A 21,460-nucleotide genomic window follows, 5' to 3' on the forward strand; every position below is an offset into this window, starting at 1 on the left:
GTCCCTGTCGCCGTCGCGGGCGAGCGATTTCATGCAGTGTCCCTTGCTCTACCGCTTCCGCGTCATCGACAGGCTGCCGGAGAAGCCCAGCGAGGCGGCTACCCGCGGCACGCTGGTCCATGCGGTGCTGGAGCGGCTCTTCGACGCCCCTGCGGCCGACCGGACGGCGCCGCGGGCGCGGGCGTTGATTCCCGGCCAGTGGGACCGGCTGCTGGAGTCGAAGCCGGAGCTGACCGGGCTGTTCGCCGGGGACACCGAGGGCGAGCGCCTGACGCGCTGGCTGGGTGAGGCGGAGCGGCTGGTGGACCGGTGGTTCTCGCTGGAGGACCCGACGCGGCTGGAGCCGGCGGAGCGTGAGCTGTTCGTCGAGACGGAGCTGGAGTCGGGGCTGCGGCTGCGCGGGGTGATCGATCGGGTGGACGTCGCGCCGAGCGGTGAGGTCCGGATCGTCGACTACAAGACGGGGAAGGCGCCGCGGCCGGAGTATTCCGAGGGTCCGCTGTTCCAGATGACGTTCTACGCGCTGGTGATCTGGCGGCTGAAGGGCGTGGTGCCGCGCCGCCTCCAGCTGGTGTATCTGGGCAGCGGGGACGTGCTGACGTACGACCCGGTGGTGGCGGACCTGGAGCGGGTGGAGCGCAAGCTGCTGGCGCTGTGGGACGCGATTTCGCTGGCGACGGAGACCGGGGACTGGCGGCCCCGGCCGACGAAGCTGTGCGGCTGGTGCGACCACCAGGCGGTGTGTCCGGAATTCGGCGGGACTCCCCCGGTATACCCGCTGTCGGTCCGCCCTGCGGATTCGGGTGAGGATGGTCAGGGCAGAATGGGACCGGTCCAGGCCGAGGCCGGCCGTGCCGTGGCCCTTGAGGGCCCTTAAGGAGTTCCTGTGGCGATCCGCGTCCTTCTGGTCGATGACCAGCCTCTGCTGCGCACCGGTTTCCGGATGATCCTGGAGGCCGAAGGCGATCTGGCGGTGGTCGGTGAGGCCGGAGACGGTCTGCAGGCCATCGATCAGGTGCGGGCACTGCAGCCCGATGTGGTGCTGATGGACATCCGGATGCCGCGGATGGACGGGGTGGAGGCGACCCGTCAGATCACCGGCCCCGGGAAGGACGGCCCGGCGAAGGTGCTGGTGCTGACCACCTTCGATCTCGACGAGTACGTGGTGGAGGCGCTGCGCGCCGGGGCGAGCGGCTTCCTGCTGAAGGACGCTCCGGCGGCCGAGCTGGTGCAGGCGATCCGGGTGGTGGCGGCGGGCGAGGCGATGCTCGCGCCGAGCATCACGCGTCGGCTGCTGGACAAGTACGCCGATCACCTGCCGTCCGGTGAGGACCCGGTGCCGGACGCCCTGCACACGCTGACGGACCGTGAGGTCGAGGTGCTGAAGCTGGTGGCGCGGGGCCTGTCGAACGCGGAGATCGCGGCGGATCTGTTCGTCAGCGAGACGACGGTCAAGACGCATGTGGGTCATGTGCTCACGAAGCTGGGCCTGCGGGACCGGGTGCAGGCCGCGGTGTACGCGTACGAGAGCGGGCTGGTGCGTCCCGGCGCGCAGTAGCCCGTCTCGTACACACACGACGAAGCCGTCCGGCCCGTGCCCGTCCTGGGAGCAGGAGGGGACGGGCCGGACGGCTTTCCGGTCAGGTCTCAGACGCTGGGCCGGTTGAGCTCCCAGAGCTGGAGCTCGGAGGTGGCGCTGACGGACCGCTCCACCCCGGCGATCCCGTCGCGGGAGGCCACGTACTGCTTGCCCTGCCAGATCGGCAGCACCGGCACATCGGTGGCGACGATGTCCTGGAGCTTCTCGTAGGTGGCGGCCGCGGCGGTGCGGTCGGTCTCGCGGCGGGACTGCGGGATGAGGACCTTCTGCGCCTCGCGCGACCGGTAGGGCGAGTTGAGGAAGTTGTTCTCGTCCAGGAAGGGCGCGGTGTAGTTGTCCGGGTCCGGGAAGTCGGGGAACCAGCCCATGCCGTAGGCCGCGTAGTCGCCGCGCTTCTGCTCGGGGCGGTACTGCGACCACTCCTTGCCCTGGACGGAGACGTCGAAGAGGCCCGAGCTGTTCAGCTGCTGCTGGATCGCCTTGAACTCCTCGGCGGTGGCCGGGCCGTAGTGGTCGCTGGTGTAGTGCAGGGTGAACTTCACCGGCTTCTTGATCCCTGCCTCGCGGAGGATCGCCGCGGCCTTGGCGGTGCTGGGCTCGCCGTACTTGTTGAAGAAGGCGTTGGTGTGCCCGGCGATGCTGGACGGGATCAGTGAGTAGAGCGGTTCCGCGGTGGTGCCGTACACCTTGCCCGCGATCTCGCCCCGGTCGACGATCTGCGCCATGGCCTGCCGGACGGGCTTGTTGACCACGGGGTCCTCGGTGTTGAACCCGACGTAGCTGATGGCCAGGCCGGGCAGCTCGGTGAGCTCGATGCCCTCCTCCGGCTCCACGAGCATGTCGCCGGCCTGCTGGGGCGACATCGCCCGGGTCATCATGTGGATCTTCTCCTCGTCGAGCGCCCTGCCCATGGCCTCGGCGTCGGGGAAGAGGTCCATCTCGACCTTGTCGTTGAGGACCTTCAGCTCGCCCTTGTACGAGGGGTTCTTGGTGAAGGCGATCTCGACGACCCGGCCGTCCTCGACCCGCGGCTTCATGGTGTACGGGCCGGAGCCGTTCACCTGGAAGCCGGTGCGGCCCGCCTTCGCCGGGTACTGCGCCTTCGGGACGATGCCGGCGGCGGGGGTGGCGAGCTTGTACGGGAAGGTCGCGTCGGGCGTGTTCAGGTGGAAGATCACCTGGTCGTCGCCCTTGGTCTCGATCATGTCGATGTTGGCGAGCAGTCCGACCGGGCCGCTGTCCGCGTCGATGTCGATGACGCGCTGGATGGAGTGCTTCACGTCCTCGGCGGTGACGGGCGTCCCGTCGGCGAACGTGAGGCCGGCCCGCAGGGTGCAGCGGTAACTCTCGTTCGCGGTGTCGGTGAAGGCGCAGCTGCGGGCGGCCTCGGGCACCGGCTCGCCGCCGCCGCCCGGAACCGTGGTCAGGGTCTGCACGGTCTGCCGCAGGACGTTCCAGACGCCCGCCTCGTAGCCGATGGCCGGGTCGAGCGGCGCGGGGTTCTCCTTGGAGGCCACGAGCTGATCCGTGGTGCCGACGACGATGGCTCCCTCGCCACCGGCGCCGCTGTCCGTGCTGCCGCAGGCGGCGAGCACGGGGGCGAGCAGGCCGACGACGGCCGGCAGCACCAGGGTCTTGCGGTTCATCTGGACGTTCTCCCTCATCCCGGCAGGTGAGGAATCAAAGCTAGTAGCCGCGCGGGACCCCTCCGACCGTCCGGCGGGCGGCTCCCGCTCCCCCGATGCCCGAAGGGAGCGGCATACGGCCACCATTACGGACAGCTCACCCGATCCCGGCGACCCATCGGAGGCCTGCGGGTGAGGAAGGTCACCCGTCAGGCCTCTTCACAGATCACTCTGCAACTGATCCACATCCACGGAACGTTGCCGGAACGCACACGGCCCTGACCAGAAAATCCGCTGTTCGTTCACAAGTGGGCGACCGGTTCGGGCGCACGCCGGGCTCGGGTCAGCCCGTTCCGCCCGCCTGGGTGATGAGCTTGCGCAGGAAGGCGAGGTCGACCTCTTCCAGCGAGCCGACGACCACGCGTCCGGCCGCCGGCGCGATGGAGGCGACGGACGGCACGGCGACGACCCGGCAGCCGGCGGCCTCGGCGGCGGCCACGCCGGTCGCGGTGTCCTCGATGACGGCGCAGCGCCAGGGGTCGGCGCCGAAGCCGGCGGCCGCGGTGAGGTAGGGCTCGGGGTGGGGCTTGGTCCGGGTGACCTCGTCCCCGGCGACGGTGAGCGCGAAGTGGTGACGGCCCACCGATTCCAGCACCTTGTCGATGATCCGGCGGTGGGAGGCGGAGACGAGCGCGGTGGGCACCTCGTACGCGGCCAGCTCGGCGAGCAGCCGCTCGGCGCCCGGCATCAGCTGCACGCCGCGCTCGATGCGCTTCTCGAATCCGTCGTTGAGCAGCACGGACAGTTCGTCCAGCCGGACGTCGGCGCCGGTGACGTCGATGAGGTAGCCGGCGCTGCGGGTCATGGGACCGCCGACGACCACGTCCCGCCAGGACTCGTCCAGCCGGTGCCCGAGGCCGGCGAAGACCTCCTTCTCGACGTCCCACCAGAAGCCCTCGGTATCGACCAGGGTTCCGTCCATGTCGAGAAGGACCGCCTGCAGGGCGGCGCCTTCGGCCGTGCGGGTCAAGGACGCGGGGACCGTACTGGTCATCCGGCACACCTTCCGTAAGGGACGAGAAGGCCGGCCGCCCTTCCCGGAATACGGGAGGGCGACCGGCCTGCACTGGACCGACCAGTGTACGACGTCTCCGGCCGCGGCGCGCGAAGGGCGCGAGGCCGCGAGGGGAACACCGCGTTACCGGGCGTTGAAGTACTTCGCCTCGGGGTGGTGGATGACGATGGCGTCGGTGGACTGCTCCGGGTGGAGCTGGAACTCCTCGGAGAGGTGCACGCCGATGCGTTCCGGCTGGAGGAGGTCGGCGATCTTGGCCCGGTCCTCCAGGTCCGGGCACGCCCCGTAACCGAGCGAGAACCGCGCGCCGCGGTACTTCAGCGCGAACATGTCCTCGACGTCCGCGGGGTCCTCGCCCGCGAAGCCCAGCTCACTGCGGACCCGGGCGTGCCAGTACTCGGCGAGCGCCTCGGCGAGCTGGACGGAGAGGCCGTGCAGCTCCAGGTAGTCGCGGTAGGAGTTGGCGGCGAACAGCTCGGCGGTGGCCTCGCCGATCCGGGAGCCGACGGTGACGATCTGGAGGCCGATGACGTCCCTCTCGCCGGACTCCTCGGGGCGGAAGAAGTCGGCGAGGCAGAGGCGGCGGCCGCGGCGCTGGCGCGGGAAGGTGAAGCGGGTGCGCTCGGAGCCGTCCTCGTGGAGGAGGATCACGTCCTCGCCCTTGGAGACGCAGGGGAAGTAGCCGTAGACGACGGCCGCCTCCAGGAGGTTGTTGGACTGGAGGTGGTCGAGCCAGCCGCGCAGGTGCGGACGCCCCTCGGTCTCCACCAGCTCCTCGTACGTCGGTCCGTCGCCGGTCCGGGCCTGCTTGAGGCCCCACTGGCCCTTGAACAGGGCGCCCTCGTCGAGCCAGGAGGCGTAGTCCTTGAGCGGGATGCCCTTGATGACGCGGGTGCCCCGGAACGGCGGCTCGGGGATGGGGTTGGTGGTGGAGACGTCCGAGCGCACCGAGCCCTCGGGCTCCTCGACCTCCAGCACCGCGGTGTCGGTGTTCTTCTTGGGCACCCTGCGCTGCTTGAGCTCGGGCAGGGCCGCGCCGGGCACACCGCGCTTGACGCCGATGAGCGCGTCCATGAGGCGCAGGCCCTCGAAGGCGTCCCGGGCGTAGCGGACCTCGCCCTCGTAGATCTCGTGCAGGTCCTGCTCGACGTAGGCCCGGGTCAGCGCGGCGCCGCCGAGGATGACGGGGAAGTCGGCCGCCATCTTGCGCTGGTTGAGCTCCTGGAGGTTCTCCTTCATGATCACCGTCGACTTCACCAGGAGGCCGGACATGCCGATCACATCCGCGCGGTGCTCCTCGGCGGCTTCCAGGATCGCGGAGACGGGCTGCTTGATGCCGAGGTTGACGACGGTGTAGCCGTTGTTGGAGAGGATGATGTCGACGAGGTTCTTGCCGATGTCGTGGACGTCTCCGCGGACGGTGGCGAGCACGATGGTGCCCTTGCCGTCGTCGTCGGTCTTCTCCATGTGCGGCTCCAGATGGGCCACCGCGCTCTTCATGACCTCGGCGGACTGGAGGACGAACGGCAGCTGCATCTGGCCGGAGCCGAACAGCTCGCCCACCACCTTCATGCCTTCCAGCAGCGTGTTGTTGACGATGTCCAGGGCCGGGGTGTCCTGGAGGGCCTCGTCGAGGTCGGCCTCCAGGCCGTTCTTCTCGCCGTCGATGATGCGGCGCTGGAGCCGCTCGTCCAGCGGGAGGGCCATCAGCTCCTCGGCCCGGCCCGCCTTCATCGACTTCATGTTGACGCCCTCGAACAGCTCCATGAGCTTCTGGAGGGGGTCGTAGCCCTCGCTGCGGCGGTCGTAGATCAGGTCGAGGGCGACCTTGACCTGCTCCTCCTCCAGCCGGGCGATCGGCAGGATCTTCGAGGCGTGCACGATCGCGGAGTCCAGGCCGGCCTTGACGCACTCGTCGAGGAAGACGGAGTTCAGGGTGGTCCGGGCAGCCGGGTTCAGGCCGAAGGAGATGTTGGAGAGGCCCAGCGTGGTCTGGACGTCCGGGTGGCGCTTCTTCAGCTCGCGGATCGCCCCGATGGTGGCGATGCCGTCGCCGCGGGACTCCTCCTGGCCGGTGCAGATGGTGAACGTCAGGGTGTCGATGAGGATGTCCGACTCGTGGATGCCCCAGTTGGTGGTGAGGTCCTCGATCAGCCGCTCGGCGATGGCGACCTTGTGCTCGACCGTACGGGCCTGGCCCTCCTCGTCGATCGTCAGGGCGATCAGCGCGGCCCCGTGCTCGGAGGCCAGGGCGCTGACCTGCGCGAAACGGGACTCCGGGCCGTCGCCGTCCTCGTAGTTCACCGAGTTCAGCACGGCCCGGCCGCCGAGCTTCTCCAGGCCGGCGCGCAGCACGGGCAGCTCGGTGGAGTCCAGCACGATCGGGAGGGTGGAGGCGGTCGCGAAGCGGCCGGCCAGCTCCGCCATGTCGGCGACGCCGTCGCGGCCCACGTAGTCGACGCAGAGGTCGAGCATGTGCGCGCCCTCGCGGATCTGGTCGCGGGCCATCTCCACGCAGTCGTCCCAGCGGGCCTCCAGCATGGCCTCGCGGAACTTCTTGGAGCCGTTGGCGTTGGTGCGCTCCCCGATCGCCAGGTAGGCGGTGTCCTGGCGGAAGGGGATGGTCTGGTAGAGGGAGGCCGCGCCGGGCTCGGGGCGCGGGTCACGCTCGGTCGGCGTGAGCCCCCGGGCGCGCTCGACGACGGCCCGCAGGTGCTCCGGCGTCGTACCGCAGCAGCCGCCGATCAGGGAGAGGCCGTAGTCCCGGACGAAGGTCTCCTGGGAGTCGGCGAGACCGTCGGGGCCGAGCGGGAAGTGCGCGCCGTCCTTGGTGAGGACGGGCAGGCCGGCGTTGGGCATGCACATCAGGGGCGTACGGGAGTGGCGGGCGAGGTAGCGCAGGTGCTCGCTCATCTCGTCCGGGCCGGTCGAGCAGTTCAGGCCGATCAGGTCGATGCCCAGCGGCTCCAGGGCGGTCAGGGCGGCGCCGATCTCGGAGCCCAGCAGCATGACGCCGGTCGTCTCGAAGGCGAGGGAGCAGATCAGCGGCACGTGGACGCCGAGGGCGTCCATCGCCCGGCGCGCGCCGATGATGCTGGACTTGGTCTGCAGCAGGTCCTGGGTGGTCTCGACGATCAGGGCGTCGGAGCCGCCCGTGAGGAGGCCCTCGGCGTTCTTCTGGTAACCGTCGCGCAGGACGTCGTAGGTGATGTGGCCGAGCGAGGGCAGCTTGGTGCCGGGGCCGATCGAGCCGAGGACCCAGCGCTGGCGTCCGTCCTTCCGCGCGAACTCGTCGGCGACCTCGCGGGCGATCCGGGCGCCGGACTCGGAGAGCTCGACGATCCGGTCGGCGATCTCGTACTCGTTCGCGGCGGAGTGGTTCGCGCCGAAGGTGTTGGTCTCGACGCAGTCGACGCCGACCGCGAAGTACTCCTCGTGGACCGAGCGCACGATGTCGGGCCGGGTGATGTTGAGGATCTCGTTGCAGCCTTCGAGGTTCTCGAAGTCCTCCAGCGTGGGGTCCTGTGCCTGGAGCATGGTGCCCATCGCCCCGTCGGCCACCACCACACGGGTGGCGAGTGCTTCTCGGAGTGCGTCGGCGCGGGTCCGGCTGTCGGCGGCGGATGTCGGCAACGAGGCCATGGATGATCTCCCAGGGATGCGACGGCTGTCGGCTTTGCGTCCTTCTCGGGGAAGGCGCACCTCGCCAGCCTAGCCGGACGCCGCCCCGGACCGTAGGGGCGTCCATGGGACGGACTGCATGCTGTGCGGGGGCGACGCGCGCGGCGCGGTGGCGGAGACTTTCCCCCGGAGTCCGGCGCAGGTCGGCATCGACCGATAGTGTTCAGCATTGTCGAACCGAGGTGGAGGAGTACGGCGCGATGGCCAAGAACATCCAGTCGCTGGAGCGGGCGGCCGCGATGCTGCGTCTGCTGGCGGGCGGCGAGCGCCGGCTCGGGCTGTCCGACATCGCCTCCTCGCTGGGGCTGGCCAAGGGCACCGCGCACGGCATTCTGCGCACGCTCCAGCTGGAGGGCTTCGTCGAGCAGGACGCGGCGTCGGGGCGCTACCAGCTGGGCGCGGAGCTGCTGCGGCTGGGAAACAGCTATCTGGACGTCCACGAGCTACGGGCGCGCGCCCTGGTCTGGACCGACGACCTGGCCCGCTCCAGCGGCGAGAGCGTCCACCTCGGGGTGCTGCACCAGCACGGCGTGCTGATCGTCCACCACGTCTTCCGGCCCGACGACAGCCGCCAGGTGCTGGAGGTTGGGGCCATGCAGCCGCTGCACTCCACGGCGCTGGGCAAGGTGCTGTCCGCGTACGACCCCGTCGCCCACAGCGAGGTCATGGAGGCGGAGCGCCGCCCCTTCACCGGGCGGACCGTCACCGCCGCCGACGCCTTCGAGTCGATGCTCGACCTGATCCGGGCCCAGGGCTGGGCCGCCGACGCCGAGGAGACCTGGGAGGGCGTGGCCGCGGTGGCCGCCCCGATCCACGACCGGCGCAGGATGCCCGTCGGGGCGGTCGCCGTGACCGGCGCGGTGGAGCGGGTGGCCCCGGGCGGGACGCTGCGCCCCGAGCTGATCGCGGCCGTGCGCGACTGCGCCCGCGCGGTCTCCCGGGACCTGGGCGCCGGCCGCTTCTGAGCGCCCGCGCGGCCCGCCCCACCCTTCTTCGCGCTCCGTACCGAGCCGCACCCGCCCAGGCCCGGGGGCGCCCGGGCCCTTCGCGATAACGATCGCGTCGCGCACCGAGTCGTGGACCACAGAACCCTTGACGCTTCCTTCACTCGGGAGAAACACTGCCGTTCAACGGTCGGCATTGTCGAACGCCTAACGGCAATACGCGTTAGGGTGTGTCGATGCCAAGGGCCGGTCAAGCCCTTACAGGTGGGCTGCCCACGCTTCGTGGATACCCATCTGGGGCGCGGATCACCGGCGGGACCGGTGCTCCGCTCTCCCCTGGACGAAGGACAAAGGAGTCGCGGGTGTCCAGCTCCGACATTTTCATCGGCGAGACCATAGGTACCGCCGTACTCATCCTGCTCGGCGGCGGTGTCTGTGCCGCCGTCACGCTGAAGAGCTCGAAGGCCCGGAACGCGGGCTGGCTGGCCGTCACCTTCGGGTGGGGTTTCGCCGTGCTGACCGGCGCCTATCTCGCCGGCGGCGTATCGGGCGCCCACCTCAATCCCGCGGTCACGGTCGGCCTCGCCATCGAGGGCGGCACCGCGTGGGGCGACGTCCCCCTGTACCTCGGCTCGCAGCTGCTCGGCGCGATGATCGGCGCCCTGCTGGTCTGGGCGGTCTACTACGGGCAGTTCCACGCCCACCTCACCGACCCCGAGATCGTCGGGACCAAGTCCGCCGACGAGGGCATGGTCGACCAGACCGCCGCCCCGAAGGCCGGCCCGGTGCTCGGGGTCTTCACCACCGGCCCCGAGATCCGCAACGGCGCCCAGAACGTCATCACCGAGATCATCGCCACCGCCGTGCTGGTCCTGGCGATCCTGACCCAGGGCCTCAACGACGAGGGCAACGGCCTCGGCACGCTCGGCGCGCTGATCACCGCCCTCGTCGTCGTCTCCATCGGCCTCTCGCTCGGCGGCCCGACCGGCTACGCCATCAACCCGGTCCGCGACCTCGGTCCGCGCATCGTGCACTCCCTGCTGCCGCTGCCGAACAAGGGTGGTTCGGACTGGGGCTACGCGTGGGTACCCATCGTGGGTCCGCTCGTCGGCGGCGCACTCGCCGGCGGGCTCTACAACCTCGCCTTCGCGTAGGACCCCCAGCCCGAGCCGCACCTCTTCACTTCACAGACTTCCGGGAGCACACCGTGACCGACGCACACACCACCGGCACCCACGGCACCGGGCCGTTCATCGCGGCCATCGACCAGGGCACCACCTCCAGCCGCTGCATCGTCTTCGACAAGGACGGCCGGATCGTCTCCGTCGACCAGAAGGAGCACGAGCAGATCTTCCCGAAGCCGGGCTGGGTCGAGCACGACGCGACCGAGATCTGGGAGAACGTCCAGGAGGTCGTCGCCGGCGCCATCGTCAAGGCCGGCATCACCTCCGCCGACGTCAAGGCGATCGGCATCACCAACCAGCGCGAGACCACACTGATGTGGGACAAGAACACCGGTGAGCCGGTGCACAACGCGCTGGTCTGGCAGGACACCCGCACCGACGCGCTCTGCAAGGAGCTCGGCCGCAACGTGGGCCAGGACCGGTTCCGCCGCGAGACCGGGCTGCCGCTCGCCTCGTACTTCGCCGGGCCCAAGGTCCGCTGGCTGCTCGACAACGTCGAGGGGCTGCGCGAGCGCGCCGAGGCCGGCGACATCCTCTTCGGCACCATGGACTCCTGGGTCATCTGGAACCTGACCGGCGGCACCGACGGCGGGGTGCACGTCACCGACGTCACCAACGCCTCCCGCACCCTCCTGATGAACCTGCACACCATGGCGTGGGACGAGAAGATCCTCCACTCCATCGGCATCCCTGCCGCGGTACTCCCCGAGATCCGCTCCTCCGCCGAGGTGTACGGCCACGCCAAGGGCGGCATCCTCGACGGCATCCCGGTCGCCTCCGCGCTCGGCGACCAGCAGGCGGCGCTCTTCGGCCAGACCTGTTTCGCCGAGGGCGAGGCCAAGTCCACGTACGGCACCGGCACCTTCATGCTGATGAACACCGGGTCCACCCCGGTGAACTCGTACAACGGGCTGCTCACCACCGTCGGCTACCAGATCGGCGACAAGCCCCCGGTGTACGCGCTGGAGGGCTCCATCGCGGTCACCGGGTCGCTGGTGCAGTGGATGCGCGACCAGATGGGCCTGATCAAGTCGGCCGCCGAGATCGAGACCCTTGCCTCCTCGGTCGAGGACAACGGCGGCGCGTACTTCGTGCCGGCCTTCTCCGGACTGTTCGCCCCCTACTGGCGTCCCGACGCCCGCGGGGTGATCACCGGTCTCACCCGCTACGTCACCAAGGCGCACATCGCCCGTGCCGTCCTGGAGGCCACCGCCTGGCAGACCCGCGAGATCAGCGACGCCATGACGAAGGACTCCGGCGTCGAGCTGACCGCGCTCAAGGTCGACGGCGGCATGACGTCCAACAACCTGCTGATGCAGACGCTCGCCGACTTCCTGGACGCGCCCGTGGTGCGCCCCATGGTCGCCGAGACCACCTGCCTCGGCGCCGCCTACGCCGCCGGCCTGGCCGTCGGCTTCTGGCCGGACACCGACGCGCTGCGCGCCAACTGGCGCCGGGCCGCCGAGTGGACACCCCGCATGGACGCGGACACCCGTGCCCGCGAGTACAAGAGCTGGCTCAAGGCCGTCGAACGGACCATGGGCTGGATCGAGGACGAAGAAAGCTGACGAGGAGCATCACCATGACCACCCTGCAGAGCGTTCCCGCCCTCGGAACGCACCCGGCCTCCGGCTCGCTGCCGAGTCGCGCCGAGACCCGGGAACAGCTGTCCCGGGCCACGTACGACCTCCTGGTCATCGGCGGCGGCATCCTGGGCATCTCCACCGCCTGGCATGCCGCGCAGTCCGGGCTGCGGGTGGCTCTGGTGGACGCCGGCGACTTCGCCGGCGCCACCTCCTCCGCCTCCTCCAAACTCCTCCACGGCGGTCTGCGCTACCTCCAGACCGGTGCGGTCAAGCTGGTCGCGGAGAACCACTTCGAGCGCCGCGCGGTCTCCCGCGAGGTGGCCCCGCACCTGGCCAACCCGCTCACCTTCTACCTGCCGGTCTACAAGGGCGGCCCGCACGGCGCGGCCAAGCTCGGCGCGGGCGTCTTCGCCTACTCCGCGCTCTCCGCGTTCGGCGACGGCGTCGGCCATGTCATCTCCCCGGCCAAGGCGCAGCGCGACGTCCCCGAGCTGCGCACCGACAATCTCAAGGCCGTCGCGGTCTACGGCGACGACCAGATGAACGACGCCCGCATGGCCCTGATGACGGTCCGCGCGGCCGTCGACGCGGGCGCGGTCGTCCTGAACCACGCGGCGGTCACCGGGCTGCGCTTCACCCGGGGCCGGGTCACGGGCGCCGACCTGAAGGACAGCGCGGACGGCACCGAGTTCGGCGTCACCGCCCGGCTCGTGCTGAACGCCACCGGCCCCTGGGTCGACCACCTGCGGAAGATGGAGGACCCGAACGCGGCCCCCTCCATCCGGCTGTCCAAGGGCGCGCACCTGGTCCTCAAGCGGACCCGGCCGTGGCGGGCGGCGCTGGCCACCCCGATCGACAAGTACCGGATCACGTTCGCCCTGCCGTGGGAGGACATGCTGCTGCTCGGCACGACGGACGAGGAGTACGAGGGCGACCCGGCGGACGTCGCGGTGACCGAGGCGGACACCGCGCAGATCCTTGACGAGGCGGCGTTCTCGATCAAGGACCAGCAACTGTCGCGCGATCTGATCACGTACTCCTTCGCGGGTCTGCGGGTGCTGCCCGGCGGTCCCGGTGACACGTCCAAGGCCAAGCGCGAGACGGTCGTCACGGAGGGCCGCGGCGGGATGCTGTCGGTCGCCGGCGGCAAGTGGACGACCTTCCGCCACATCGGCCGCACCGTCATGAACAAGCTGGCCGCCCTGCCGGGGCACCCGCTGACCGAGGACATGGAGCCGATGAACCGGCTGCCGAGGAAGCTGCCGCTGCCCGGCATCGCCAACCCGAACGCGGTGGCGCACCGCCTGCTGATCGACGGCGGGACGCCCGGCCCCCGGATGGCGCCGGACACCGCCCGGCACCTGGCCACGCACTACGGTTCGCTCGCCTTCGACATCGCCCGCCTGGCGAACGAGAGCCCGGAGCTGGCCGAGCGCGTCCACCCGGACGCCCCGGAGATCTGGGCCCAGGTGGCCTACGCCCGGGACCACGAGTGGGCCGAGACGGCGGACGACGTGCTGCGCCGCCGGACCACGCTGACGATCCGGGGCCTGGCGACGGACGACGTCCGCGCCGGCGTCGAGAAGCTGCTGGCCGAGAAGGACTGACCTGTTTCCCCCGTCCCGCGTGGACGGGGGACGGGGGACGGGGGCGGCTTCCCGCGGGAACCGCCCCCGTCGGCGTGCGCGCCCACCCCGGCGCACGCGCCACACTCCCGCCATACGCTCGCAACGTGCCCCGGGGACAGTGGAGTTCATGAGATTCTCCGTGCTCTCCCTGATCGGCCACGAGCCGCACCCGCTCACCGGTGAACTCCGTCCGGCCGCCGACCGGTTCGAGGAGGTGATCGACACGGCAGCGGTGGCGGAGCGGCTCGGCTTCGACGCGTACTCCGTGGGCGAACGGCACGCCGGGGCCTTCCTCTCCTCCAGTCCGAACGTGGTGCTGGGCGCGATCGCGGCCCGTACGAGCACCATCCGGCTGCTCACCGGGGTGACCGTCGTCGCGATCCTCGACCCGGTCCGGGTGGCGGAGGACTTCGCGACGCTCGACCAGATATCCCGGGGCCGGGTCGAACTCGTCGTCGGCAAGGGCGCGGAGGCGGGCCACTTCGACCTGTTCGGGCTCGACGAGGCACGGCAGTGGGACCTCCAGAAGGAGAAGTACGAGCTGCTGCGGCGGCTGTGGAGCGAGGAGGGCGTCGACTGGGAGGGCGAGTTCCGGCCGCCCCTGAAGAACGTGACGACGGTGCCGCGCCCGTACGCGGGCGTGCCGCGCGTCTGGCACGGCTCGGCGACGAGCCTCAACTCCCCCGAGCTGGCGGCCAAGCACGGGGATCCGCTGTTCACGGCCAACGCCATCCAGCCCCGTGAGGCGTACGCGAAGCTCATCGCCCACTACCGGGAGCGGTTCGAGGCGTATGGACACGATCCGGCGGACGCCGAGGTGGCGGCGGGATCGGGCGGACTCCTCATCGCCGACAGCTCGCAGGCGGCCGTCGACCGGTACAAGGAACTGTACGAGGCGCGGGTGCGGCAGACCTTCAAGCCGCATCTGGAGGGCAAGGCCGGCTACAACACGCCGTTCCGCACGATCGAGGAGGCGATCGCGGGCGGCCCGCAGCTGATCGGCAGTCCGCAGCAGATCATCGACAAGGTCCTCGGCTGGCACGAGGTCTACCGCCACGACCTCCAGTCGATCACCGTGGACGGTTTCGGGCTGGACCGGCCGGAGCAGTTGGAGACGCTCCAGCGGTTCGCGGAGGAGATCGCCCCGGTGGTGCGGCGGGAGGCGCCGTCCTCGCCCCGGCGCTGACGCCGAGCCGACTCGCCGGCGTACCGGCGCGGCGGCCGGCCGCCGTGCCGCGAGGGCCATGATGCACCGATCCGCCCGATGATCCACTCCTGGTGGCAGGGTTCACCCGGCCGTGCAGGAGGGCTGCGGTGGGGACCCCCGGAAGCCGTAAGGTTGCTCCGTACGTATGGAGACATCGGAAGGAGGCCCGGGTGATCGAGCTCGAGTCGGTGCCCGAGCTGATCGACCCGGTCATGGTGGCCGCGTTCGAAGGCTGGAACGACGCCGGGGACGCCGCCTCCACAGCGGTCGGTCATCTGGACCGGGAGTGGAAGGGCGAGGTGTTCGCGGCGCTGGACGCCGAGGACTACTACGACTTCCAGGTCAACCGGCCCACGGTGTGGCTGGACGGCGGTACGCGGAAGATCACCTGGCCGACGACGCGGCTGTCCGTGGTGCGCGTGGGCGGGGACAAGCCCCGGGACCTGGTCCTGGTGCGCGGCATCGAACCATCCATGCGCTGGCGGTCGTTCTGCAACGAGATCCTCGGCTTCGCCCATGAGCTGGGCGTCGAAATGGTCGTCATCCTGGGCGCGTTGCTCGGCGACACCCCGCACACCCGGCCGGTGCCGGTGAGCGGGGTCACCTCGGACGCGGACCTGGCCCGGACGATGGACCTGGAGGAGACGCGGTACGAGGGCCCCACGGGCATCGTCGGGGTCCTCCAGGAGGCGTGCACGCACGCCGGGGTGCCCGCGGTCAGCCTGTGGGCGGCGGTCCCGCACTATGTGTCGCAGCCGCCGAACCCGAAGGCGACGCTGGCCCTGCTGAACCGCCTGGAGGACCTGATCGGGCTGCGCATCCCGCTGGGCGAACTGCCCGAGGACGCACGCGCCTGGCAGCTCGGGGTGGACCAGCTGGCCTCGGAGGACAGCGAGGTCGCCGAGTACGTGCAGACGCTGGAGGAGGCGCGGGACACCGCGGAGCTTCCCGAGGCGTCCGGTGAGGCCATCGCCCGGGAGTTCGAGCGCTATCTGCGACGGCGGGACGGTGGCCCCGGGCAGGGGCCGGGCGGCCATGCGACGGAGTCCGGGGACGTGCCCTATCTGCGCGACTCCGCCGGCGGCCGCACCCGCCCGCCGAAGCCGCCACGTCCGGAGACGGGGCGCGGTAAGGCCCCCGACGACAAGGGCGCCAAGGGGCCCGACGCGACGCCGGGGGACGACCTCGGCGAAGGCTCCGGGGACACCTCGGACGAGGACTGACCGCAGGGCGGTGGCGAACAGCGGGGCGCCGCACGGGAGACGATCCCGTGCGGCGCCCCGTTCGTGTGTCCGAAGCCGCGCTCCGTCCTACAGCGCGACCCCCAGCAGGGCGTCGACCGTACGCGAGACGACACCGGGCGCGCCCTCGTCCGTGCCGCCCTCCGCGCCCTGGAGCGCGGCCCAGCGGTCCACGGCCGCGAGCGCCGAAGGACTGTCCAGGTCGTCCGCGAGAGCCTCGCGGACCTCTTCGACCAGCGCGTCGGCGGACGGCCCGTCGGGGCGCGAGACGGCGGCCCGCCAGCGCGCGAGGCGCTCGACGGCGTCGGCCAGCACCTGGTCGGTCCACTCCCAGTCGGAGCGGTAGTGGCGGGAGAGCAGGGCGAGCCGGAGGGCCGCCGGATCCACGCCGTCGCGGCGCAGCGTCGAGACGAAGACCAGGTTGCCGCGCGACTTGGACATCTTCTCGCCGTCCAGGCCGACCATTCCGGCGTGGACGTACGCCTTGGCGAACGGGTGCTCGCCGGTCAGCGCCTGGGCGTGGGAGGCGCCCATCTCGTGGTGCGGGAAGGCGAGGTCGGAGCCGCCGCCCTGGATGTCGAAGCCCATGCCGAGGTGGTCGAGCGCGATGGCGACGCACTCGATGTGCCAGCCCGGGCGGCCCTCGCCCAGGGAGGCCCCGTCCCAGCTCGGCTCGCCCGGGCGGGCGGCCATCCAGAGCATCGGGTCGAGGGGGTTCTTCTTGCCGGGGCGCTCCGGGTCGCCGCCGCGCTCGGCGGAGAGCAGCCGCATCGCCTCGGCGTCGAGGCCGGAGACCTCGCCGAAGTGCGGGTCGACGTCGACGGAGAAGTAGACGTCGCCGTCCAGGTCGTAGGCGGCGCCCGCGTCCCGGAGGCGTTCGACGAGGGGCACGATGCCCGGTATCGCCTCGACCGCTCCGATGTAGTGCCGCGGGGGCAGCATCCGCAGGGCGGTCATGTCCTCGCGGAAGAGCGCCGTCTCGCGCTCCGCGAGCTCGGTCCAGTCCTGACCGTCGCGCACGGCCCGCTCCAGCAGCGGATCGTCCACGTCGGTCACGTTCTGGACGTAGTGGACCTGCCGCTTGGTGTCGAGCCACACGCGCTGAACGAGGTCGAACGCGTTGTAGGTCGCCGCATGACCCATATGGGTCGCGTCGTACGGCGTGATGCCGCAGACATAGATGCGGGCGACGGGACCGGGGTCAAGGGTGATCCGTCCGCCGGTCGCGGTGTCGTGGATCCGAAGGTCGCGGCCCTTGCCAGGCAGGGCGGGGACCTCAGAAGCGGGCCAGGCATGCATGTCATGAGCGTAACCGGACGATGCTTCCGGATACGAACCGGCTCCGGAAACCTGTCCGAAGAGGCCCTCTTGCGTGAAACCTCTGGCAGGCGGTAAAGCCTGGCGCGGGCGCCAGGGGCTTCTACACCGGAGGCCAGGGAATGGGCGGCCACTGGCCGCTCGGCTGCGGGTGCACGGCGCTCCTGACCAGCCCGGCGACCCGCTGCCGCAGGGCCTCCAGCTCGGCCGGTGTGATGAGTTCGGCCATCCGGGTGGCGAGGGCGGTGCCCGGCGCCAGCTCACCGTCGAGGCGGCCCAGCACCGCCAGCGCCTCCTCGGTCAGCGGATCGCCGGCCCAGCCCCAGAGCAGGGTCCGCAGCTTGTCGTCCGCGTTGAAGGTGACGCCGTGGTCGATGCCGAAGAGCCGCCCACCGGGAGCGGGCAGCAGGTGTCCGCCCTTGCGGTCACCATTGTTGATCACCGCGTCCAGGACGGCGAGGCGCCGCAGCCGGGCGTCGTCGGCGTGCACCAGCAGCGCGGTCCTCCCCTCCCCCACGTCCGCGAAGCCCACGGCCTTCCAGCCGTCACCGGGCTCCTCGCCCTCGACGAGCGCCAGCAGCGAGGGCGCGTCCTCCTCGGATGCGGGGCCGTCGATCCACAGCTGGCACATGCCCTGCCCGTACGGCCCCTCCCGCAGCACGGTCGGCGGCACGAGGTCCCAGCCGGTGGCCCGGGAGATCTCGTACGCGGCGACCTCCCGCTGGGCGAGGGTCCCGTCGGGGAAGTCCCACAGCGGCTGCTCCCCGGCGACCGGCTTGTAGGCACAGGTGCGCTCCTCGCCGTCGTACGCCACCGTGCAGTGCAGCACCGCGTTGGACGCACCGCCGACCTGCCCGAGGACGGTGATCGCGCCCTCGGCGAGCAGGGTGAGCAGCTCGGTGTCCGTCAGGCTCCGCGACGGTATCCGTTCTGGCGCGGGCATACGTGTCCTTCCGGATCGAGCGGCAGGCTGCACAGCGGGCACGGCGGGCGGCCGGCGTTGACGACGTCCAGCGCCCGCTTGGCGAAGGCGCGGGCCTGGGCGCCGCTGAGCCGGACGCGGAGCATCGGCGGGCCGTTCTCCTCGTCCTGGAGGAGCTTCTCCTCGGCCTCCGCGAGGTCGTCCTCGGACTCGGCGTCCAGCTCGACGAGGGCCTGCGCCTCGACGATCATGCGCTGTTCCTCGCCGTCCCAGGCAAGGGCCATGGTGCCGACCCGGAACTCCTCCTCGACGGGCACGTCGAGCGGCGCGGTGTCGGAGACGTCGGTGGGGGCCACCGCGGGCACCGGGGAGTTGCCCCCGGTGCGGCGCACGACCTCGTCGAGCAGTTCGTCGATCCGCTCGGCGAGAGCGGTGACCTGGGTCTTCTCCAGGGCGACGCTGGTGACCCGGCCCTGCGAGGACGCCTGCAGGAAAAACGTACGGCGGCCAGGCAACCCGACCGTACCGGCCACGAATCGGTCCGGTGGGTCGTAGAGGAACACCTGACGGGACACGTCCTGCTCCCTTGAGCTTCGATGGTGGTTTGGGCGGCGCTACGGCGCGTCCACCCTACTGCCCGGAGCGATCACGGCGCGCCCGCGCCGCCCCCGACCGTCGCGTCCCCCGCCGCGTCGTCCGCGGGGGACGCGGCGGCGTCCGCCCCGACGGACTGTTCGCGGGGGGCCAGGGAGTCGAGGTCGCCGGTGTCGCCGAGCCTCAGGACGAAGGGGCGCAGCCGGGTGTAGCGGATCGCGGTGACCGAGCAGGGGTCGACGTGGACACGCTGGAAGAGGTCCAGGTGCATGCCCAGCGCGTCGGCGACGAGGGATTTGATGATGTCGCCGTGCGAGCACATGACGTAGGTCGCGTCCTCACCGTGCTCCGCCTCGACCCGGTCGTTCCAGTCGCGTACGGCGTCGACGGCGCGGGCCTGCATCGCGCGCATCGACTCGCCGCCCGGGAAGGCCGCCGCGGAGGGGTGCTGCTGGACGACGGACATCAGCGGCTCGTCGGCCAGTTCGGCCAGCTTCCGTCCCGACCAGTGGCCGTAGTCGCACTCGCTGATGCGGTCCTCGGTGTGCAGGGGCAGGCCGGGGCGGGCGTCGAGGAGCGGCTGGAGCGTCTGCCGGCAGCGCTCCAGGGGGCTGCTGACCGCGAGGACCGGGACCACCGCGGAAAGCCGCGCGGGGAGGGCCGCGGCCTGTTCGGCGCCGCGTTCGTCGAGGGAGACGCCGGGGGTGCGGCCCGCGAGCACTCCGGCGGTGTTGGCGGTGGAGCGTCCGTGGCGTACGAGGATCAGGGTGGGCATACTCGCCAGCGTAGAGGGGCGGCGAAGGTGCGCGGGAGCCGGTCACGAGGAAGAATGCCCGCCGTGATCGTGGACTGTGCCATCTACCGGGACGGGCGCCGCACCGAACGGCCCGACGACTTCTCCGATGCCCTGGACGAGGCGCGGGACTCACATGACGCGTTCCTGTGGATCGGGCTGCACGAGCCGACGGAGGAGGAGTTCGACCTCGTACGGGACGAGTTCGGGCTGCACCCGCTGGCCGTGGAGGACGCTCTGCGGGCGCATCAGCGGCCCAAGCTGGAGGTGTACGACGACTCCTTGTTCGCGGTCCTCAAGCCGATCGTCTACGAGCCCGAGAGCGACACGGTCAGCGCCGACGAGCTGATGGTCTTCATAGGCGACTCGTTCGTGGTGACGGTCCGGCACGGCGAGGGCGCCCCGCTGGCGGCCGTGCGCCGCCGCCTGGAGGCCGAGCCCGAGGTGCTGAAGCACGGCCCGACCGCAGTGCTGTACGCGGTCAGCGACGCGGTGGTGGACCACTACATGGACGTGGCGGGCGAGCTCCAGGTCGACCTGGAGGAGCTGGAGACGCAGGTCTTCGCCCCGAGCGGCGGCGATTCGAAGAACACCGCCGCCCGGATCTACACCTTCAAGCGGCAGGTGCTGGAGTTCCGCCGGGCCGCCGGGCCGCTGACGGGCCCGATGGCCCGGCTCGCGGGGGCGGGCGTGCCGTTCGTTCACGAGCACGCGCAGCCGTTCTTCCGGGACGTGGCCGACCATCTGACGCGCGCCAACGAGCAAGTGGAGGGGTTGGACCGGCTACTTTCGGACATCCTGTCGGCGCATCTGGCCCAGATGGGCGTCCGGCAGAACGACGACATGCGCAAGATCTCCGCCTGGGCGGCCATGGCCGCCGTCCCGACGATGGTCGCGGGCGTCTACGGCATGAACTTCGACCACATGCCGGAGCTGCACTGGGTGTGGACCTATCCGACGGTGGTCGCGTCGATGGGCTGCGCGGTGTTCGGTCTCTACCGGCTGTTCAAGCGGCGCGGCTGGCTCTGAAACGCCCGGCGTCCGCGAGCCGTGTGCGCTCGGACGTATGCGCGAGCCGTCCGCGCTCAGGCGTACTCGCGTTCCGGTGTGGCGGGGCTGCCCAGCGCGTCGCGGCGCCGCGGCATCTCCAGGCTCACCATGCGCCGCCAGCCGACGAGGCGCTCGTACGCGTACACCGCGTGGATGCCCGCGGCGAGAACGGCGGCCTTGGGCCGCGACCAGCCGAGCAGGCGACCCATGTTGGCCATCACGGCGAGGCTGACGTCGCGGTAGACCCGGATCTCGGCCAGGGCGCACTCGCGCATGATCCGCTGGATGGTCCGGCCGTGCCCGGCGCGGGCGAGGCGCAGGAGTTCCTCGTGGCAGTAGGCGAGGTGGTTGTCCTCGTCGTGGGAGATCATCTTCACCGCGCGGCCGACGTCGGGGTGGTCGGCGAAGTACCGGCGCAGCAGCCGCATCTGCTCGGAGGCGCGCTGCTCGGTGACACGGCTGTGGGCCAGATAGGTGATGATGTCGCGCTCGGTGAGCCGCTCCTCGCCGCGCAGCCGGGAGTGCGCGAGGCCGATGCCCTGCTGTTCCAGCAGCATCGTGTAGTCGGTCTCCGGCGGGACCTCGACGGGCGGCAGTCCGCGCTTCTTCAGGAGCGCGTTGAAGATCCGGCCGTGCTTGTCCTCGTCGGCGCCGTGCCGGACGATCCTGGGGGCCAGTTCGCGGCCGCTCTCCGGGACGAGGGCGGCGATACGGGCGTTCTCCCAGCCCCCCTGGGCCTCACCGCTCGCGGCGATGGAACAGAAGAGCCGGTAGGACTCGTCGTTGTCCAGGATCTCCTGAAACAGGGTCTGCGCTGAGAGCATGACGGCCACCTCCGTACCCGTTGCCCGCGGAATCGAGGTCCGCGGAGCAGTAGTGCGCAGGGAGAGTCAAATGCGCCGCGGGGCGGTCGGCAACCGGAGCGGCCGGGGGCGGCGCCCGGCGCGGCGGCGTAACCCTTGGGCGCGCGGCGCGTTGTTCCGGGTGACGGCCGTGGCGGGGAAGACCCCCGA

The 21,460-nt window shown here is 71.1% G+C and carries 17 protein-coding genes; 9 read left to right on the forward strand and 8 right to left on the reverse strand.

Features of this window, described 5'->3' with window-relative positions; genetic code table 11:
* Window positions 1-31: 31 nt before the first annotated feature.
* Entirely contained in the window at window positions 32-877 is an 846-nt protein-coding gene (locus ACIRJT_RS10760) for a RecB family exonuclease (protein ID WP_403907205.1), read from the forward strand.
* 9 nt (window positions 878-886) lie between these two features.
* Window positions 887-1,558, forward strand: a complete 672-nt coding sequence (locus tag ACIRJT_RS10765; RefSeq protein ID WP_003970158.1) for a response regulator transcription factor — start codon at window positions 887-889, stop codon at window positions 1,556-1,558.
* A gap of 89 nt (window positions 1,559-1,647) precedes the next feature.
* On the opposite strand, the gene ACIRJT_RS10770 is transcribed toward ACIRJT_RS10765, so the two are convergent.
* The 3 genes from ACIRJT_RS10770 to metH form a co-directional block, all read right to left on the reverse strand.
* Window positions 1,648-3,246 (reverse strand): ABC transporter substrate-binding protein, encoded by a 1,599-nt coding sequence (locus ACIRJT_RS10770; RefSeq protein WP_403907209.1) that lies wholly within the window; start codon window positions 3,244-3,246, stop codon window positions 1,648-1,650.
* A 322-nt stretch (window positions 3,247-3,568) separates the two neighbouring features.
* Complete coding sequence (locus ACIRJT_RS10775) at window positions 3,569-4,279, reverse strand: HAD family hydrolase (protein ID WP_403907212.1); 711 nt, start codon at window positions 4,277-4,279, stop codon at window positions 3,569-3,571.
* A 144-nt stretch (window positions 4,280-4,423) separates the two neighbouring features.
* Window positions 4,424-7,942, reverse strand: coding sequence for a methionine synthase (gene metH, locus ACIRJT_RS10780; protein ID WP_403907214.1), 3,519 nt, complete (start codon window positions 7,940-7,942; stop codon window positions 4,424-4,426).
* A gap of 239 nt (window positions 7,943-8,181) precedes the next feature.
* On the opposite strand from metH, the gene ACIRJT_RS10785 reads away from it, so the two are divergent.
* The 6 genes from ACIRJT_RS10785 to ACIRJT_RS10810 all read left to right on the forward strand — a co-directional run bounded on the left by ACIRJT_RS10785 (window position 8,182) and on the right by ACIRJT_RS10810 (window position 15,753).
* Window positions 8,182-8,946 (forward strand): IclR family transcriptional regulator, encoded by a 765-nt coding sequence (locus ACIRJT_RS10785; protein WP_403907217.1) that lies wholly within the window; start codon window positions 8,182-8,184, stop codon window positions 8,944-8,946.
* A 341-nt stretch (window positions 8,947-9,287) separates the two neighbouring features.
* Window positions 9,288-10,079, forward strand: coding sequence for an MIP/aquaporin family protein (locus tag ACIRJT_RS10790; protein WP_403907219.1), 792 nt, complete (start codon window positions 9,288-9,290; stop codon window positions 10,077-10,079).
* A gap of 53 nt (window positions 10,080-10,132) precedes the next feature.
* Window positions 10,133-11,677, forward strand: a complete 1,545-nt coding sequence (gene glpK / locus ACIRJT_RS10795; protein ID WP_403907221.1) for a glycerol kinase GlpK — start codon at window positions 10,133-10,135, stop codon at window positions 11,675-11,677.
* A gap of 14 nt (window positions 11,678-11,691) precedes the next feature.
* The gene (locus ACIRJT_RS10800) at window positions 11,692-13,302 is read left to right on the forward strand and encodes an FAD-dependent oxidoreductase (protein ID WP_403907224.1); all 1,611 of its coding nucleotides are present in this window, start codon (window positions 11,692-11,694) and stop codon (window positions 13,300-13,302) included.
* A gap of 148 nt (window positions 13,303-13,450) precedes the next feature.
* Window positions 13,451-14,509 (forward strand): LLM class flavin-dependent oxidoreductase, encoded by a 1,059-nt coding sequence (locus ACIRJT_RS10805; protein ID WP_403907226.1) that lies wholly within the window; start codon window positions 13,451-13,453, stop codon window positions 14,507-14,509.
* A gap of 191 nt (window positions 14,510-14,700) precedes the next feature.
* Window positions 14,701-15,753 carry a PAC2 family protein gene (locus ACIRJT_RS10810; protein ID WP_403907229.1) on the forward strand — a complete coding sequence of 351 codons (1,053 nt, stop codon included), beginning with the start codon at window positions 14,701-14,703 and terminating at the stop codon, window positions 15,751-15,753.
* A gap of 87 nt (window positions 15,754-15,840) precedes the next feature.
* Here the strand turns inward: ACIRJT_RS10810 and mshC are convergent, their stop codons facing one another.
* From mshC to ACIRJT_RS10830, 4 genes are all read right to left on the reverse strand, one after another.
* Complete coding sequence (gene mshC, locus ACIRJT_RS10815; RefSeq protein ID WP_403907232.1) at window positions 15,841-17,070, reverse strand: cysteine--1-D-myo-inosityl 2-amino-2-deoxy-alpha-D-glucopyranoside ligase; 1,230 nt, start codon at window positions 17,068-17,070, stop codon at window positions 15,841-15,843.
* A gap of 121 nt (window positions 17,071-17,191) precedes the next feature.
* Entirely contained in the window at window positions 17,192-18,031 is an 840-nt protein-coding gene (locus tag ACIRJT_RS10820) for an SCO1664 family protein (protein WP_403907235.1), read from the reverse strand.
* Window positions 17,995-18,585: a DUF3090 domain-containing protein gene (locus ACIRJT_RS10825; protein WP_360783400.1), complete on the reverse strand. Its 591-nt coding sequence runs from the start codon at window positions 18,583-18,585 to the stop codon at window positions 17,995-17,997. The genes ACIRJT_RS10820 and ACIRJT_RS10825 overlap by 37 nt, the downstream gene beginning before the upstream one ends.
* Window positions 18,586-18,656: 71 nt before the next feature.
* A complete protein-coding gene (locus ACIRJT_RS10830; RefSeq protein WP_403907238.1) occupies window positions 18,657-19,379 on the reverse strand; it encodes a histidine phosphatase family protein in 723 nt (240 codons plus the stop codon).
* A gap of 54 nt (window positions 19,380-19,433) precedes the next feature.
* On the opposite strand from ACIRJT_RS10830, the gene corA reads away from it, so the two are divergent.
* A complete protein-coding gene (gene corA, locus ACIRJT_RS10835) occupies window positions 19,434-20,426 on the forward strand; it encodes a magnesium/cobalt transporter CorA (RefSeq protein WP_403907241.1) in 993 nt (330 codons plus the stop codon).
* Between the two features lie 56 nt (window positions 20,427-20,482).
* Here the strand turns inward: corA and ACIRJT_RS10840 are convergent, their stop codons facing one another.
* The gene (locus ACIRJT_RS10840) at window positions 20,483-21,271 is read right to left on the reverse strand and encodes a ferritin-like domain-containing protein (protein ID WP_403907244.1); all 789 of its coding nucleotides are present in this window, start codon (window positions 21,269-21,271) and stop codon (window positions 20,483-20,485) included.
* Window positions 21,272-21,460: the final 189 nt, after the last annotated feature.

The organism is Streptomyces sp. NPDC102283 (assembly GCF_044766265.1).
In the GTDB taxonomy this organism is placed as follows: domain Bacteria; phylum Actinomycetota; class Actinomycetes; order Streptomycetales; family Streptomycetaceae; genus Streptomyces.

Excerpts from the sequence above, each read along its gene's own strand:
- ACIRJT_RS10760 (WP_403907205.1), top strand. The coding sequence starts at position 32 with ATGCAGTGTCCCTTGCTCTACCGCTTCCGCGTCATCGACAGGCTGCCG.
- ACIRJT_RS10770 (WP_403907209.1), bottom strand. The coding sequence starts at position 3,246 with ATGAACCGCAAGACCCTGGTGCTGCCGGCCGTCGTCGGCCTGCTCGCC.
- ACIRJT_RS10775 (WP_403907212.1), bottom strand. The coding sequence starts at position 4,279 with ATGACCAGTACGGTCCCCGCGTCCTTGACCCGCACGGCCGAAGGCGCC.
- metH (WP_403907214.1), bottom strand. The coding sequence starts at position 7,942 with ATGGCCTCGTTGCCGACATCCGCCGCCGACAGCCGGACCCGCGCCGAC.
- ACIRJT_RS10785 (WP_403907217.1), top strand. The coding sequence starts at position 8,182 with ATGGCCAAGAACATCCAGTCGCTGGAGCGGGCGGCCGCGATGCTGCGT.
- ACIRJT_RS10800 (WP_403907224.1), top strand. The coding sequence starts at position 11,692 with ATGACCACCCTGCAGAGCGTTCCCGCCCTCGGAACGCACCCGGCCTCC.
- ACIRJT_RS10805 (WP_403907226.1), top strand. The coding sequence starts at position 13,451 with ATGAGATTCTCCGTGCTCTCCCTGATCGGCCACGAGCCGCACCCGCTC.
- mshC (WP_403907232.1), bottom strand. The coding sequence starts at position 17,070 with ATGCATGCCTGGCCCGCTTCTGAGGTCCCCGCCCTGCCTGGCAAGGGC.
- ACIRJT_RS10820 (WP_403907235.1), bottom strand. The coding sequence starts at position 18,031 with ATGCCCGCGCCAGAACGGATACCGTCGCGGAGCCTGACGGACACCGAG.
- ACIRJT_RS10830 (WP_403907238.1), bottom strand. The coding sequence starts at position 19,379 with ATGCCCACCCTGATCCTCGTACGCCACGGACGCTCCACCGCCAACACC.
- corA (WP_403907241.1), top strand. The coding sequence starts at position 19,434 with ATGCCCGCCGTGATCGTGGACTGTGCCATCTACCGGGACGGGCGCCGC.
- ACIRJT_RS10840 (WP_403907244.1), bottom strand. The coding sequence starts at position 21,271 with ATGCTCTCAGCGCAGACCCTGTTTCAGGAGATCCTGGACAACGACGAG.